Below are 15674 nucleotides of genomic sequence, written 5' to 3' on the forward strand. Positions count from 1 at the left end.
CCAATGGACACCGATATTTAGGTGACATTTATGATTCAACGGGCGTCGCCCGGCCGCCCTCGCGCCTGCCATCCGCGTGCGCATGGCCCGTTACACTGCCCCGATGCTTTCACCGATTCCGACCCTGCAGGTCGCCCTGCCCGTCCCGTTGCCCCGCCTGTTCGACTACCTGTCGCCGGAGGGCGAGGCTCCCGCGGTGGCGGTTGGCTGCCGCCTGAAGGTGCCGTTCGGCAACCGCGAGCTGGTTGGCGTGGTAGTCGGCCATGGCCAGACCGATGACGGTCAGGGCCTGCGCCAGGCGCTGGCGTGGTGCGACCCGCAGCCGCTGCTGCAGGGCGAGCTGTGGCAGAGCCTGCAATGGCTGTCGCGCTATACCCATGCGCCGCTGGGCGAGGTGCTGAGCACCGCACTGCCCGGCCCGCTGCGCCACGGTGAAGCCCTGCCCGACACCCATCACTGGGGCTGGCAGCTGACCGCAGAAGGCCGCGCCCAGCGCGATAAGCTGCGCGCCGGCAGCCGCCCGCGGCAACTGGCCGAACTTCTGGCAGAAGTCATCGTGGATGAGGACGTGCTGGGTGAACGCATGCAGGACTGGCGCACCGCCGCGCGCAGCCTGGCCAAGCGTGAGCTGGCCGAGCGCGTCGCCCTGAGTGTGGCCCCGCAGCACGCGCAGCCGCTGCCCGGCCCTACCCTCAACCCGGACCAGGCCGAGGCCGTGGCCGCGATCAACGCCGCCGAGGGTTTCCAGCCGTTCCTGCTGGATGGCGTGACCGGCAGCGGCAAGACCGAGGTCTACCTGCAGGCGATCATCCATTGCCTGGCACAGGGCAGGCAGGCGCTGGTGCTGGTGCCGGAAATCGGCCTGACTCCGCAGACCCTGGCACGCTTCCGCGGCCGCCTCGGCATCGCCGTGCACGCGCTGCATTCGGGCTTGAACGACAACGAGCGCGCACGCGTCTGGGCGGCCGCATCACGCGGTGAAGCACGCGTCATTGTCGGCACCCGCTCGGCGGTGTTCACGCCATTGCCGCAAGCCGGCCTGCTGATCGTCGACGAGGAACACGACGGCAGCTACAAGCAGCAGGACGGCATCCGCTATCACGCGCGCGATTTCGCTCTGGTGCGCGCCAAGGCACTCGGCATCCCGGTGCTGCTGGGCAGCGCCACGCCCTCGCTGGAAACCCTGCACAACGCCTATGCCGGGCGCTACACCCACCTGCGCCTGAAGCAGCGTGCCGGCGATGCACGGCCACCGCGCGTGCGAATCCTGGATGTACGCAAACGGCCGTTGCATGACGGCCTCTCGTCCGATGTGCTGGCCGGAATCGGCGAACACCTGCAGCGTGGCCAGCAGGTGCTGGTGTTCAAGAACCGTCGCGGCTACGCGCCGGTGCTGCTGTGCCATGACTGCGGCTGGACCGCCCCCTGCAACCGCTGCGATGCACCGATGACCGTGCATGGTGGCGGCCGTCGCCTGCAGTGCCACCACTGCGGTGCGCGGCAGCCGGCACCGCTGGCCTGCCCGGCCTGTGGCAGCCTGGCGCTGCAGCCGCAGGGTATCGGCACCGAACGCCTGGAAGAGCACCTCACCGCGGCCTTCGCCGATTTTCCGGTGGTGCGCATCGACCGCGGCACCACCTCGCGACGTGACGCGCTGGAACATCAGCTGGCGAAACTGGGCGACCAGCCCGGCATCCTGGTCGGCACGCAGATCCTGGCCAAGGGCCACGACCTGCCCAAGCTGACCCTGGTGGTGGTGGTGGGCATCGACGAAGGGCTGTTCTCGGCCGACTTCCGTGCCAGTGAAAAACTGGCACAGCAGCTGATCCAGGTCGCTGGCCGCGCCGGCCGTGCACGCGATCCCGGCGAGGTCTGGCTGCAGACCCACCATCCCGGGCATCCGTTGCTGGAAACGCTGGTGAGCGGCGGCTACCACCCATTCGCGCAGGCCGAATTGAACCAGCGCGAGGCCGCCGGATTCCCTCCGTTCGCGCACCTGGCGTTGATGCGTGCCGAAGCCCAGCAGATCGAGCATGCCAATGCCTTCCTGCTGGCCGCGCGGCAATTGCTGGGCGAACAGAACGTGGTCGAGGCCTACGGGCCGATGCCGGCGCCGATGCCGCGCCGCGCCGGCTACCAGCGCACCCAGCTGCTGCTGTCTGCGCTGCAGCGGCCGCCGTTGCACGGTGTGCTTTCGCACTTGGTGCCGCAGTTGTACGCGCTGCCGGAAGCACGCAAGGTGCGCTGGTCGCTGGATGTGGATCCGACGGACCTGTATTAAGGGCACGCGCAGAACCCGCCGGGGGGGCCGACCCCGATGGCCTGGGGTCGGATCCCTTTTCGCAGAAAAGGGCTCTGACCCCGAACGCCTTCGCTTACGTCAGCGGCGACATCACGCCGCGCTGGTAGGCCGGCCGCTCGCGCAGGCGGGCGTACCAGTCGGCCAGGTGTGGCAGTTCCGGGCGCTGGATCGGCAGTTCGAACCAGGCATAGATCAGCGAGCCCAGCGGGATGTCACCCATCGCGAACGTCTCGCCCGACAGCCACGGCTGTTTGGCCAACGTGGCGTCGGCCATCGCCAGGTAGTCGCCGGCGCGCACGATGGCGGCATTGATCCGCGCTTCGTCGCGGTCAGCCGGGGCGGTGCGCATGATGCCCCAGATCAGGTCACTGTAGATCGGCGCCATCCGCGAAGTGCTCCAGTCCATCCACTTCTCGGCCTGGGCGCGTTCCATCGGGTCCTCGGCGTACAGCGTGCCCAGCGCGTAACGCGCGCTCAGGTAGCGCACGATGGCGTTCGATTCCCACAGCGGCAGGCCATGGTCCTCGATCACCGGCACCAGGCTGTTGGGATTCATCGCCTGGTACTCCGGTGTCTGCGTGCCGCCATGGCTGCCACCGACTTCGATGGATTCATACGGCAGGCCGATCTCCTCGGCACACCACAGCACCTTGCGGACGTTGCTGGAATTGCGACGGCCCCAGATCTTCAACATGCGGGTTTTCCTTGCTGGCAATGCGAGCGGCAACGATACGCCTGATCGGAGTGGGTATGTGGGTGGCGGATGTGGAATCGGGCATCTGGGGCTTGCCGGCCAGCGGCCGGCACTACCGGTTCTTCTTTGGCCAGCAGCCGGAGCTACCTGTTCTTTTTCGGCAGCGCGCGCACGTAGGAGGACTTGCCGTCCTTCTTCAGCTCGAACAGGCCAATCGCTGCCAGCAGGTCACTGAGCTTGCCGTAGCCATAGTTGCGCGGGTCGAACGAGGCCTGGTTGCCGATCTGGCTGCCGACCGGGCCCAGGTGCGACCAGCCATCCTCGCCCTCGGCCGAGGACACCGCACGCCGCAGCATCTTCACCAGCCGCGTATCGCTGCGCATTTCCGCGCCGCTCTTGCGCGGTCGGGCATCGTCATTGGCCACCGGTTCGTTCGGTGCCTGCTCGTTCGATGATTGCTCGACGTCCTGCACGCTGGCATGGGTCTGGCCCAGCGCTTCCAGATAGGTGAACTTCGAGCAGGCGTTGACGAACGGTTCCGGCGTTTTCTTTTCACCGAAGCCATAGACCTTCACGCCATCGGTCAGCAGGCGCATCACCATCGGGGTGAAATCGGCATCGCTGGACACAATGGCAAAACCATCGAGGTTGCGCGCGTACAACAGGTCCATGGCATCGATCACCATCGCCATGTCCGAGGCGTTCTTGCCCTTGCTGTAGGCGAACTGCTGGATCGGGCGGATCGCGTACTCGTGCAGCACCGCCTCCCATCCCTTCAACCGTGGGCTCTTCCAGTTGCCATAGGCGCGGCGCACGTTGGCCACGCCGTAGCGGGCGACTTCAGCCAGGACCTCGTCGATCTTCGAGGCCGGCGCGTTGTCGGCATCGATCAACAGGGCGATGCGCTTTTCCGGTTCGCTCATGGATTCCTCGCGGGCGGTTGCCTGAACCCGAGTATCGCCGATCCGCGCGGGCGCTGACGTGACAACCGCCTGCCGTGCGAAGATGCCAAGCGCTTCCCCCATGCCCCCACTGGAGTGAGTCGATGAGTCGCGAGCGCGTTCCCCACCTGGTTGTTGTCGGCGGCGGTTTTGCCGGTCTCTGGGCCACCCGTGCCCTGGCCCGCGAGCGCATACGCATCACCCTGGTCGACCGCCGCAACCACCATCTGTTCCAGCCGCTGCTCTACCAGGTGGCCACCGCCGGCCTGTCCGCCCCGGATATCGCCGCACCGCTGCGCCACATCCTTGGCCACCAGCGCAATGTGGAAGTGCGCCTCGGCGAAGTGGTCACCATCGACAAGCAGGCCCGGCAGATCCGCATGGCCGATGGCAGCACGCTGGACTACGACACTCTGCTGCTGGCCACGGGTGCCACCCACGCCTACTTCGGCAACGACCAGTGGGCCGATGATGCCCCCGGCCTGAAGACGCTGGACGATGCCATCGCGCTGCGCCGCAAGCTGCTGCTGGCGTTCGAACGTGCCGAGGCCGAACCGGACCCGGCGAAGAAGGCCGCGTGGCTGAGCTTCGCCGTGGTCGGCGGCGGCCCCACCGGTGTCGAACTGGCCGGCACCCTGGCCGAAATCGCGCGGCATACGCTGCGCAACGAGTTCCGCCATATCGATCCGGCCAGCGCCAAGGTGCGGCTGGTCGAAGCCGGCCCGCGCGTGTTGTCTTCGTTCCCGGAAGTGCTTTCGCTGAAGGCACGGCGGCAGCTGGAAAAGCTGGGCGTGGAAGTGTTGACCGGTACCCCGGTGAGCGACATCGACAGCCAAGGTTTCAAGCTCGGTGATCAGTTCGTGCCGGCCCGCACCGTGGTCTGGGCCGCCGGCGTGGCCGCCTCACCGTTGGCGCGAACACTGGATGTACCGCTGGACCGCGCCGGCCGCGTGCAGGTGCAGCCGGACCTCACCCTGCCTGACCACCCGGAACTGTTCGTGGCCGGCGATCTGGCCGCGCTGAACCAGGCCAACGATAAGCCGGTGCCTGGCGTGGCACCCGCCGCCAAGCAGATGGGCAAGTACGTGGCCGAGGTGATCCGCGCGCGCCTGCATGGCAAGGCAGTCCCCGGACCGTTCAAGTACGCAGACTTCGGCAACCTGGCCACCATCGGCCGCATGGCCGCGATCGTGCACCTGGGCAGGCTGCAACTCTCGGGCGTCCTCGCCTGGTGGTTCTGGCTGGCCGCACACGTGTTCTTCCTGATCGGTTTCCGCAACCGCGTCGTGGTGCTGCTGAACTGGGCGGTGGCGTACTGGAGCTACCAGCGCAGCGCGCGCATCATCTTCGGTGATGACCAGGCAGACCGGCGACCCCGACGGTAGTGCCGGCCGCTGGCCGGCTGTTGCGCGGTCGGATCCCTTTCCGCAGGAAAGGGCTCTGACCCCGTCAACACCATCCACGCATGGCGTGGATCTACCGGTTCATCGGGCCGCCCGGCACCCGCCGTTCCGACCAGGTGCGGCAGAAATCCTCCTTCCTCGCGGTGTCGGCAATCTGCGTGCTACTCCAATGCCGGGTGATCCAGATTGTCAGTACGGTACTGCTGAGATGCCAGCGCAGCATGTCGTGCCTTGGCTGCCGCATCAGGTGGCGGCGTGCAACCCAGAACGCTTCGCGCTCGACATCAGTCGCCTTCTTCAACGCTTCAGGATCGAAGAACCGCGTCATGAAGCTCCATGGATTCATCGGCTGGAATCCCGTGCGCTGCTCACTGCTGCACGCAGCCACACCACTGGGTGCGCGGTCCGCCGGCTGCGGCCGGCCTTCCACCAGCGCCAGCCCGAGCAGGTACAGCAGGCCAGGCAGCAGCGCGATACCGGCGACCAGTACGACGACGGATATCCATGCTTTGCCGGCGGCACGCATCGCTCTACAGCGCCTTCGGCTTCGGATACCACAGTGCGTTGACGATGACCCAGCGCTGGTCGAAGCGCCCCATGTGGAAGTAGTCGACGAACCACGGGGTTTCCAGCCGCACCGAGGCCGCGTTGCCGGTCACGTCCAGCACCGTGCAGCGGCGGTTCCATTGATCCTTCGGGGTCTTCAGCGCGCCCTGCTTCGTCAACGAGACCAGCTCTTCCTTCGACATGCGGCGCAGGCCCAGTCGTTCGTCGGGTGTATCGCCGAGGACCGCGCGCTTGGCCAGGTCCGGGTGCAGGGAGCGGGCGACGCGTTGCGGGTCGGCCTCCAGCTGGCCGTCGACGTAATCGTGGCAAGTGGCTTTGATGGCCGCGATCGTGGCCGGGTCGGCGGCGGGGCTTGTCGCACCAGCAACAGCGAGCAACATGGCAAGCGTGGACATCCTGGTCTCCAAGGCTGGGGCGGGATGATCATGGCATGGGCGGCGTACTTACCCACGCGTGGCGCGGATCTATTGCATCAGGCCCATTTCGTCGACGCCCAGCTGCATGTACATGAACGCGGCCGCTTCGTCGGTCATCGGCTGGCCCTTCGGGAAACTGTCGAGCCAGGCGGTGATGCGCGCATGCCGATGCTTCAGTGCATCGGCCATCGCGCGCTTTTCCGCGTCGGTGGCACGTTCCTGCATCTCGTCGCGCAGCAGGTCATCGCCGATGCCCCATTTTTCGGCCAGCGGAATCAGGTCGACCAGATCGGGCGGCACCCGGTCACGGCGCAGGTGGATGGGGTCAGCAGTGGCCGGGCCACGCTGCGCGGCCAGCTCTGCGGCGGTTCCGATCTGCCCGTGCTGCAGTGGCGGCGAGGTCGGCGCCTGGGCGCAGGCCGGCAAGGTCATGCAGGTGGTGAACAGCAGCATCCAGCAGGTCTTCATCGGACCAATCCTATGTCCATGGCTGTGGCGATCATGGCATGGGCGGCGTCTCCATCCACGCAAGGCGTGGATCTACAGGACCGGTGCCTGCAGCCAGGCCAGTTTGCGTTCGCGCGGCTGCTGCTTGAGCTGCCATTCGGCGCGCGAGGCGGCGGCCCGGTCCGGGTACTCGCGCACGGCCAGTACGCGCAGCGGCGGCCGCGCCCGGGTGTAACGCGCGCCCTTTCCGGCCTGGTGGGCAGCGAAACGCGCGTCCACGTCGGTGCTGATGCCGGCGTAATAGCTGCCATCGCGGCATTCGAGCAGGTACAGGAACCACGGGCGCAGGGACGAGGCCATGGCCGGATTATGCCGTGTTGCACTGCAGCGGATATACTGGCGCCCGAATGCAGGAGAGAGGCGCCGCGCTGGCGCCCGCCGAAGGCGCAGGCTCCCATGATCGCTCAGGCCGGTGGGCTGGAATCCCACCAACCATGCATTCGACTCGCCGAGCTGGAGAGAGGTCACCGGGCTTGCCCGGCACGATCCGCCGAAGGGGCACGCGGCCCATGCCGCTGAACTCTCAGGCAAAAGGACAGCGGGAGCGGCACCGGTCATCGTCATCCCGTCATTGCGCAGGCAGTGGCGGTACACGCGCATGGCCGGCCCCACCGCGCCCGGAGCCTGTCCCATGCTGCTGTCCATCATCTACCTGATCGCCATTTCCGCCGAAGCCATGACCGGCGCGCTGTCCGCCGGCCGCCGCCGCATGGACCTGTTCGGTGTGATCATGATCGCCTGCGTTACCGCCCTCGGCGGCGGATCACTGCGCGACATCCTGCTCGGTCACTATCCGCTGGGCTGGGTGAAGCATCCCGAGTACCTGGGCTTCACCGTGTGTGCGGCGCTGATCGCCACCTGGGTCGCACGCTGGATGCACCACTTCCGACGCACCTTCCTGGTGCTCGATGGACTGGGCCTGATCGCCTTCACCCTGATCGGCTGTTCGATCGCACGTGAGGCCGGCCATGCCATGCCGATCGTGCTGATTGCCGGCATGCTGACCGGCGCCTTCGGCGGCGTGCTGCGCGACATCCTCTGCAACGAGGTGCCGCTGATCTTCCAGAAGGAGCTGTACGCGATCATCGCGCTGCTGACCGGCGCGGCCTACCTGTTGCTGCTGCACTGGGGCGTGGCCGACGCCACCGCGATCCTGTGCTGCCTCGGCGGCGGCTTCGCGCTGCGCCTGCTGGCGATCCACTACCGCTGGGAAATGCCGAAGTTCGTCTATCACGACGAAGTGCATTGATTGTTTGACGGTAGTGCCGGCCGCTGGCCGGCAACACGGCACGCGCCCGCAGATTCCGGCAGGTTGCCGGCCAGCGGCCGGCACTACCGAATGCGTTGCATGACCATGGTCATGCGGCATTGGCCGGGGTGATTGGCTACCATTGTCACCCCGTCGCTGCCGCGACGGCATCCAGCCACGCCGCGCCCGCGGCCCCGCCAGACAACTCCCTCCCCGCTGCCCGTGGTGCCGTGAACGCGCCGACGGGCCCGCATGTCCCTGCGCGCGCAGGGCGCAGGATGCCCCATGTCTGTCGCCGAAAATTCCCGCTTCCGTCGTGCCCGCCTGTTGTGGGCGGTGCTGGCCATCGCCCTCGTCGCCGTTCTGGCGTGGTGGCTGTGGCCCCGGAACGGCGCCGGCAGCAGCGACGATGCGCCGGGCAAGACGGTGCCGGTACGCGTGGCACGCGCCAGCGCCGAGCCGCTGGTGCTGCGCCTGAAGGCGGTCGGTACGGTCACCCCGCTGCACAGCGTGGTGGTACGCAGCCGCGTGGATGGCGAACTGCTACGGCTGCATTTCCAGGAAGGCCAGCAGGTGAAGGCCGGCGATCTGCTGGCGCAGATCGACCCGCGCCCGTATGAAGTGAAGCTGGCACAGGCGCAGGGTACCCAGCAGCAGAATCTGGCCGAGCTGGAAAACGCCGAGCGCCAGCTGCAGCGCTACCGCGAACTGCAGAAGCAGAACTACGTGTCCGGGCAGGAACTGAGCGACCAGCAGAGCAAGGTGCGCCAGCTGCAGGGCCGCCGCCTCAGCGATCAGGCGTCTGTTGATGAAGCGCGCCTGCAGCTGCAGTACACCCGCATCACCGCGCCGGTCAGTGGCCGCGTCGGGCTGCGCCGGTTGGACGTGGGCAACCTGGTGCGCGCCAGCGATGCCGAAGGCCTGGTGACGCTGGCGCAGACCGCGCCGATCAGCGTGCTGTTCACCGTGCCCGAACCCGAGCTGCCTGCGCTGCTCGATGCCGTGCAGGCGCAACCGGCACTGGCGGTGGAAACCTGGGACCGCGAAGAACGCCGGCAGCTGGCCCGCGGCTCGCTGTCCAGCGTCGACAACCGCATCGATACCACCACCGGCACGTTGAAACTGCGTGCGCACTTCGACAACCACGATCTGGCGCTGTTCCCCAACCAGTTCGTCAACGTCCGCCTGCAGCTGGGCGAGCAGCCCGCGCTGCTGATTCCCGATGCCGCCGTGCAGTTCGGCAGCCAGGGCAACTACGTGCATATCGTCGACAAGGACAGCAAGGCACAACGCCGCACCGTGGTGCTCGGTCCAGCCGATGATGGACGCGTGGCCGTGCGCTCCGGGCTGGCCGCAGGGGACAAGGTGGTGATCGAAGGCATCGACGGGCTGGAAGACGGCACGGCGGTGGAGATCATCACCGAGGAGGCCGCGACCAAGGCCGGCGCATGAACCTCTCGCGCTCGTTCATCCTGCGCCCGGTCGCAACGACTCTCCTGATGGTGGCGCTGCTGCTGTCCGGCGTGCTGGCCTATCGCCTGCTGCCGGTGGCGGCGCTGCCGCAGGTCGATTACCCGATCATCCAGATCACCACGCTGTATCCGGGTGCCAGCCCCGAACTGACCACACGCACCATCACCGCACCGCTGGAGCGCCAGCTCGGCCAGATTCCCGGCCTGAAACAACTGTCGTCGACCAGTTCCGGTGGCGCCTCGGTCATTACCCTGCAGTTCGGGCTGGAGGTGTCGCTGGGTGTGGCCGAGCAGGACGTGCAGGCCGCCATCAACGCGGCGGGCAGCTTCCTGCCCGGGGACCTGCCGGTGCCGCCGGTGTACCGCAAGGTCAACCCGGCCGACACCCCCATCCTGACCTTGGCGGTGACCTCGCAAGGCCTGTCGCTGCCGCAGGTGCACGATCTGGTGGATACGCGCATCGCCCAGCGCCTGGCGCAGTTGCCCGGCGTCGGCCTGGTCAGCCTGGCCGGTGGCCAGCGCCCGGCGGTGCGCATCCAGGTCAATCCAGCGGCGCTGGCCGCCAACAACCTGGGCATGGACCACATCCGCACCGCCATCGCCGCCGCCAACGTCAACCTGCCCAAGGGCAGTTTCGATGGCCCGATCCGCGCGGTGATGCTCGATGCCAACGATCAGATGCGCAGCGTGGATGAGTACCGTGCCCTGATACTGGCCTGGCGCGACGGCGCGCCGCTGCGGCTGGGCGATGTAGCCACCATTACCGATGGCGCCGAGAACCGCCAGTTGGCTGCGTGGAGCGGTACCACGCCGGCAGTGCTGGTGAACATCCAGCGCCAGCCCGGCGCCAACGTGATCGCCGTGGTCGAGCAGGTGCGTACGCTGCTGCCGCAGCTGCAGGCCACGCTGCCCGCCGGCGTGCAGATGAATGTACTGAGCGACCGCACCGAATCGATCCGCGCGTCGGTGCGCGGCGTGCAGAAAGAACTGGTACTGGCCATCGGCCTGGTGGTGCTGGTCACCTGGGTGTTCCTGCGCAATCTGCCGGCCACGCTCATTCCCAGCGTCGCGGTGCCGCTGTCGCTCATCGGCACCTTCGCGGTGATGCTGCTGGCCGGCTATTCGCTCAACAACCTCACGCTGATGGCGCTGACCATCGCCACCGGCTTCGTGGTGGACGATGCCATCGTGATGCTGGAGAACATCGCCCGCCATCTGGAGGAAGGCGAAAGCCCCCGCGATGCAGCGCTGAAAGGCGCAGCCGAGATCGGCTTCACCCTGGTGTCGCTGACTGTTTCGCTGATCGCGGTGCTGATCCCGCTGCTGTTCATGGCCGACCTGGTGGGTGCACTGTTCCATGAGTTCGCAGTGACACTGGCTGTAGCCATCGGCATTTCGCTGGTGGTCTCGCTGACGCTGACGCCGATGCTATGCGCGCGGTTCCTGAAGCCGCACGCGAAGACTGCACATGCGCCCGATGTCTTCGACCGCGTCATCGGCCTCTACGACCGCCAGCTGCGCTGGGTGCTGCAGCGCCAGCCGCTGATGTTGCTGGCCACCGTTGCCACCCTCGCACTGACCGTGGCGCTGTACTTCGCCGTGCCCAAGGGTTTCTTCCCGGTGCAGGATGCCGGCCTGGTGCAGGGCATCAGCGAAGCGCCGCAGGCGATCTCGTTCCAGGCCATGCGCGAGCGCCAGCAGGCGCTGGCGGCGGCCATCGAAGCCGACGAGGCGGTGGCCAGCGTCTCGTCCTACATCGGCGTGGACGGCAACAATGCCACGCTCAATACCGGCCGCCTGCTGATCGAGCTGAAACCGCACGGCGACCGCGATGGCGCCGCCGTGGTGATGGCGCGCCTGCAACAGCGCGTGTCGAAGATCCCCGGCATCACCCTGTACCTGCAGCCGGTACAGGAGCTGGGCATCGAGGACCGCATCAGCCGCACCCAGTACCAGTTCACCCTGGCCACGCCGGATCTTGAAACACTGGAACGCTGGACCCCGAAGCTGCTGCAGGCGCTACGCCAGCAACCTGCACTGCGCGATGTCGCCAGCGATCTGCAGATGCAGGGCCGGCAGGCGCGCGTGGCGATCGACCGCGATGCGGCGGCGCGCCTGGGCGTGAGCGTGGAAGCAGTAGCCGATGCGCTGTACGACGCCTATGGGCAGCGCCAGATTTCGACCATCTTCACCCAGGCCAGCCAGTACCGGGTGGTGCTGGAGGCCGATCCTTCACGACAGCCCGGGCCGGAGGCGATCACGGGCCTGCGTGTGCGCAGCAGCAGTGGGCAGACCGTGCCGCTGGGTGCGGTGGCGCGGGTAGAGGTGGGTCCGTCCGCACTGCTACGCAATCACGTGGGCCAGTTCCCGGCGGCCACGCTGTCGTTCAACCTTGCCCCGGGCGCTTCGCTGGGCGAAGCGGTGGAGGCTGTGCACGCCGCGCGCGCACAGGTGAACCTGCCGCAGAGCATCGAACTTCGCCTGCAGGGTGCCGCAGCGGCCTTCAGCAGCTCGCTGTCGTCCACACTGTGGCTGATCCTGGCTGCGGTGGTGGTGATGTACATCGTGCTGGGCGTGCTCTACGAGAGCTTCATCCACCCCATCACCATCCTCTCCACCCTGCCCTCGGCCACCGTCGGTGCGCTGGCGGCACTGTGGGTAAGCGGACGCAGCCTGGACCTGATCGCGGTGATCGGCATCGTGCTGCTGATCGGCCTGGTGAAGAAGAACGCGATCATGATGATCGACTTCGCACTGGACGCGCAGCGCACACGCGGCATGTCACCGCGCGAGGCGATCCATCAGGCCGCGCTGCTGCGTTTCCGGCCGATCCTGATGACCACGCTGGCCGCGCTGTTCGGCGCAGTGCCGCTGATGCTGGCCAGTGGTTCCGGCGCGGAGCTGCGGCAACCACTCGGCTGGGTGATGGTGGGCGGGCTGCTGGTCAGCCAGGTACTGACCCTGTTCACCACGCCGGTGATCTACCTGGCCTTTGATCGCCTGCAGCGTGGCCGTGCGACGTCCCCGGTGGCCGTTGACGAGGCGCGCGCGTGACCCCCATCGCGCGCCTGGCGCAGGCCTGCGTGCAGCGCCCGGTAGCGACGATCCTGCTGGCGGTGGCGCTGGTGCTGGCCGGCCTGCTGGCATTGCGCCTGTTGCCGGTGGCGCCGCTGCCACAGGTCGATTACCCGGCCATTGAAGTCAGTGCCAGCCTGCCCGGCGCCTCGCCCGAGTCGATGGCAGCCACCGTCGCCACGCCGCTGGAGCGCGCACTGGGCAGCCTGCCCGGCATCTCACGCATCGACTCGGCCAGCACCCAGGGCCAGACCCAGATCGAACTGAAGTTCGTACTCGGCCGCGACATCGATGAGGCAGCGCGTGAAGTGCAGGCCGCCATCAATCTTGCACGCGGGCAGTTGCCCAGTGGCATGCCCGGCATGCCGCAGTACCGCAAGGTCAATCCCTCACAGGCACCGATCCTGGCGCTGGCACTGACCTCGGACACGCGTTCGCCAGGCCAGCTGTATGACCTGGCCTCCACCGTGCTGGCGCAGAAGCTGTCGCAGGTGCCGGGCGTGGGCGAAGTGCAGGTGGGCGGCAGCGCCTTGCCCGCCGTGCGTGTATCGCTGGACCCGAATGCACTGAACCATGCAGGCCTGGCGCTGGAGGACGTGGCCCAGGCCATCGGCCGCGCCAACGCCATGCGCCCGCTGGGTGCCGTGGGCGATGACCGCCAGCAGTGGCAGCTGGAAGCGCCGCTGCAGCTGCGCCAGGCCGCGCAGTACCGCGAACTGGCATTGAAGGTCAGCGACGACCGCACGCTGCGGCTGGGCGATGTCGCCGCCGTTGCCGATGGCGTGGAAGACCGTTACGCCAGCGGCTTCCACAACGAACGCCCCGCCGTGCTGCTGATCGTCAGCCGCCAACCCGGCGCCAACATCATCGCCACCGTTGATGCCATCCAGGCGCAGCTACCGCAACTGCATGCGCTGTTGCCCTCCAGCGTGGACATGCGGCTGGTGATGGACCGCTCGCCGGTGATCCGCGCCACCCTGCACGAAGCAGAGCTCACGCTGGTGCTGGCGATCGTGCTGGTGGTGCTGGTGGTGCTCGGCTTCCTCGGCCACTGGCGTGCAGCGTTGGTGCCCAGCGTGGCGATTCCGGTGGTGCTGTTCGGCACGCTGGCGCTGATAGCGCTGATGGGCTTCTCACTCAATACGCTTTCATTGATGGCGCTGATCGTCGCCGCCGTGCTGGTGGTGGACGATGCCATCGTGGTGCTGGAGAACATCGCCCGCCATCGCGAACTGGGCGCCGACCGCTGGCAGGCGGCAGTACGGGGTGCATCGGAAGTCGGTGCCACGCTGCTGTCGATGAACGTTGCACTAGCCGTGGTGTTCGTCTCCATCCTGTTCCTGGACGACTTCGTCGAACGCCTGTTCCGCGAATTCTCGTTGACCCTGGTGGCGGCCATGACGGTCTCCGTGCTGGTCGCGCTGAGCCTGGTGCCGATGCTGTGTGCACGATTGTTCGTGGATGCCGCGCAGCAACCCTCGCGCTGGCAGCGGGGCAGCAATGCGCTATTCGAACGTGTGCGCAGCGCCTACCTGCGCACGCTTCAGGCCAGCCTGCGCCGGCTGCGCTGGCCGTTGCTGGCCTTCGTTGCAGTCATCGCGCTTAACACGTGGCTGTTCCAGCAGGTGCCCAAGGGCATCGTGCCCAAGCAGGACACCGCGCAGCTGCGCGGCTTCGCGCGCGGCGATGACGGCCTGTCCTTCCAGGCCATGCAACCGAAGATCGATGCGTACAGGAAGCTGTTGCTGTCCGATCCGGCCATCGAGGACATCATCGGCTACATCGGTGGCAGCAACGGGGTCAACAACGCCTTCATCATGATCAAGATGAAGCCGCTGGCCGAGCGCAAGGTGTCCAGCCAGCAGGTGATCGACCGCCTGCGCGCGCGGCTGCCCAAGCTGCCCGGCGGCAATCTCTATCTGTGGGTGGACCAGGACATCCGCCTGGAGGGCGCCGGCAGCAGCGGCAAGTACGAGTTCCAGCTGCTTTCAGCCGATACAGCGCCCCTGCGCGAATGGGCACCGAAGGTGGCTGCCGCCCTGCGTGGCCTGCCCGAACTGGTTGACGTGGAAGCACAGGGTGAAGCGGGCATGCGCCAGGTGGTGCTGGATATCGACCGCGAAGCAGCCGCGCGCCACGGCGTGGACCTGCGCACGGTGGCCAATATGCTCAACAACTCCTTCAGCCAGCGCCAGGTCGCCACGCTGTACGACAGCCTCAACCAGTACCGCGTGGTGATGGAGCTGGACCCGAAGCACACCCAGGACCCGGGCACGCTGTCACGACTGCAGGTGATCGATGGCAACGGCCAGCGCATTCCGCTGTCGAGCATCGCCAGCTGGCGCTATGGCATGGCACCGGACCGGGTGTACCACAGCGAGCAGTTCGCCTCGATCTGGATCGAGTTCGCACTGGCACCGGGCGTAGGATTGGAACAGGCCACACAGGCGATCGATGGTGCGATATCGAAACTGATGCTGCCACGTTCGGTACAGGGAAAACTGTCCGGCGAAGCCGGCGGCCTGGAGCAGCTGCGTTCGCGCCAGCTGTGGCTGGTGCTGGGCGCCACGCTGGCGGTCTACCTGGTGCTGGGCATCCTCTACGAGAGTTTTCTGCAGCCGCTGGTGATCCTGTCCACCCTGCCCTCGGCCGGCATCGGCGCACTGCTGGCGCTGTGGCTGTTCGGCAACGAACTGAACCTGATCGCGTTGCTGGGGTTGTTCCTGCTGGTGGGCGTGGTGATGAAGAACACCATCCTGCTGGTGGACTTCGCGCTGGCCGGCGAGCGGCGCGGGCTGAGCGCGCAGGATTCAGTGATGGAAGCCGCGCGGTTGCGCCTGCGGCCGATCCTGATGACCTCGCTGGCGGCGCTGCTGGGCACGCTGCCGCTGATGCTGGCCAACGGCGAAGGCTGGGAACTCCGGCAACCGCTGGGGATCGCCATTGTGGGCGGGTTGCTGGTCAGCCAGTGGCTGACGCTGTACACCACGCCGGCGATGTATCTGGCGTTGGCGAGGCTGCGCGCGAAAAAGGCCATGTAGCGTCGAG

12 protein-coding genes and 2 riboswitches are annotated in these 15674 nt (G+C 67.3%); of the genes, 6 read left to right on the forward strand and 6 right to left on the reverse strand.

Annotation, left to right across the window (positions count from 1 at the left end; genetic code table 11):
- Positions 1-103: 103 nt before the first annotated feature.
- A complete protein-coding gene (locus tag AC0Z6F_RS16915) occupies positions 104-2281 on the forward strand; it encodes a primosomal protein N' (protein WP_041864688.1) in 2178 nt (725 codons plus the stop codon).
- A 94-nt stretch (positions 2282-2375) separates the two neighbouring features.
- Here the strand turns inward: AC0Z6F_RS16915 and AC0Z6F_RS16920 are convergent, their stop codons facing one another.
- Both AC0Z6F_RS16920 and AC0Z6F_RS16925 read right to left on the reverse strand, forming a co-directional pair.
- On the reverse strand, positions 2376-2996 hold the full coding sequence (locus AC0Z6F_RS16920; protein WP_012512234.1) for a glutathione S-transferase family protein: 621 nt from the start codon (positions 2994-2996) through the stop codon (positions 2376-2378).
- Between the two features lie 143 nt (positions 2997-3139).
- Positions 3140-3919: an NYN domain-containing protein gene (locus tag AC0Z6F_RS16925; RefSeq protein WP_012512235.1), complete on the reverse strand. Its 780-nt coding sequence runs from the start codon at positions 3917-3919 to the stop codon at positions 3140-3142.
- A gap of 122 nt (positions 3920-4041) precedes the next feature.
- Between AC0Z6F_RS16925 and AC0Z6F_RS16930 the strand changes: the two genes are divergently transcribed.
- Positions 4042-5322 (forward strand): NAD(P)/FAD-dependent oxidoreductase, encoded by a 1281-nt coding sequence (locus tag AC0Z6F_RS16930; protein WP_485617906.1) that lies wholly within the window; start codon positions 4042-4044, stop codon positions 5320-5322.
- 91 nt (positions 5323-5413) lie between these two features.
- Here the strand turns inward: AC0Z6F_RS16930 and AC0Z6F_RS16935 are convergent, their stop codons facing one another.
- The 4 genes from AC0Z6F_RS16935 to AC0Z6F_RS16950 all read right to left on the reverse strand — a co-directional run bounded on the left by AC0Z6F_RS16935 (position 5414) and on the right by AC0Z6F_RS16950 (position 7130).
- On the reverse strand, positions 5414-5866 hold the full coding sequence (locus tag AC0Z6F_RS16935; RefSeq protein WP_485617908.1) for a hypothetical protein: 453 nt from the start codon (positions 5864-5866) through the stop codon (positions 5414-5416).
- A 4-nt stretch (positions 5867-5870) separates the two neighbouring features.
- Positions 5871-6302 carry a nuclear transport factor 2 family protein gene (locus tag AC0Z6F_RS16940; protein ID WP_485617910.1) on the reverse strand — a complete coding sequence of 144 codons (432 nt, stop codon included), beginning with the start codon at positions 6300-6302 and terminating at the stop codon, positions 5871-5873.
- A gap of 69 nt (positions 6303-6371) precedes the next feature.
- Positions 6372-6791 carry a hypothetical protein gene (locus tag AC0Z6F_RS16945; protein WP_006396225.1) on the reverse strand — a complete coding sequence of 140 codons (420 nt, stop codon included), beginning with the start codon at positions 6789-6791 and terminating at the stop codon, positions 6372-6374.
- A gap of 72 nt (positions 6792-6863) precedes the next feature.
- Positions 6864-7130, reverse strand: coding sequence for a GIY-YIG nuclease family protein (locus AC0Z6F_RS16950; RefSeq protein ID WP_012512237.1), 267 nt, complete (start codon positions 7128-7130; stop codon positions 6864-6866).
- Positions 7131-7170: 40 nt separating this feature from the next.
- Positions 7171-7260, forward strand: a riboswitch (glycine riboswitch).
- Positions 7261-7273: 13 nt separating this feature from the next.
- Positions 7274-7379, forward strand: a riboswitch (glycine riboswitch).
- Between the two features lie 82 nt (positions 7380-7461).
- Between AC0Z6F_RS16950 and AC0Z6F_RS16955 the strand changes: the two genes are divergently transcribed.
- The 4 genes from AC0Z6F_RS16955 to AC0Z6F_RS16970 all read left to right on the forward strand — a co-directional run bounded on the left by AC0Z6F_RS16955 (position 7462) and on the right by AC0Z6F_RS16970 (position 15667).
- Positions 7462-8079 (forward strand): trimeric intracellular cation channel family protein, encoded by a 618-nt coding sequence (locus AC0Z6F_RS16955; protein ID WP_012512238.1) that lies wholly within the window; start codon positions 7462-7464, stop codon positions 8077-8079.
- A 285-nt stretch (positions 8080-8364) separates the two neighbouring features.
- Entirely contained in the window at positions 8365-9531 is a 1167-nt protein-coding gene (locus tag AC0Z6F_RS16960) for an MdtA/MuxA family multidrug efflux RND transporter periplasmic adaptor subunit (protein ID WP_012512239.1), read from the forward strand.
- Complete coding sequence (locus AC0Z6F_RS16965) at positions 9528-12605, forward strand: multidrug efflux RND transporter permease subunit (protein ID WP_485617912.1); 3078 nt, start codon at positions 9528-9530, stop codon at positions 12603-12605. The genes AC0Z6F_RS16960 and AC0Z6F_RS16965 overlap by 4 nt, the downstream gene beginning before the upstream one ends.
- Positions 12602-15667, forward strand: a complete 3066-nt coding sequence (locus AC0Z6F_RS16970; RefSeq protein ID WP_485617914.1) for an efflux RND transporter permease subunit — start codon at positions 12602-12604, stop codon at positions 15665-15667. The genes AC0Z6F_RS16965 and AC0Z6F_RS16970 overlap by 4 nt, the downstream gene beginning before the upstream one ends.
- The last annotated feature ends 7 nt before the right edge of the window (positions 15668-15674 follow it).

The sequence above is a fragment of the Stenotrophomonas sp. 1L-E-5-B-C3 genome, assembly GCF_057292075.1.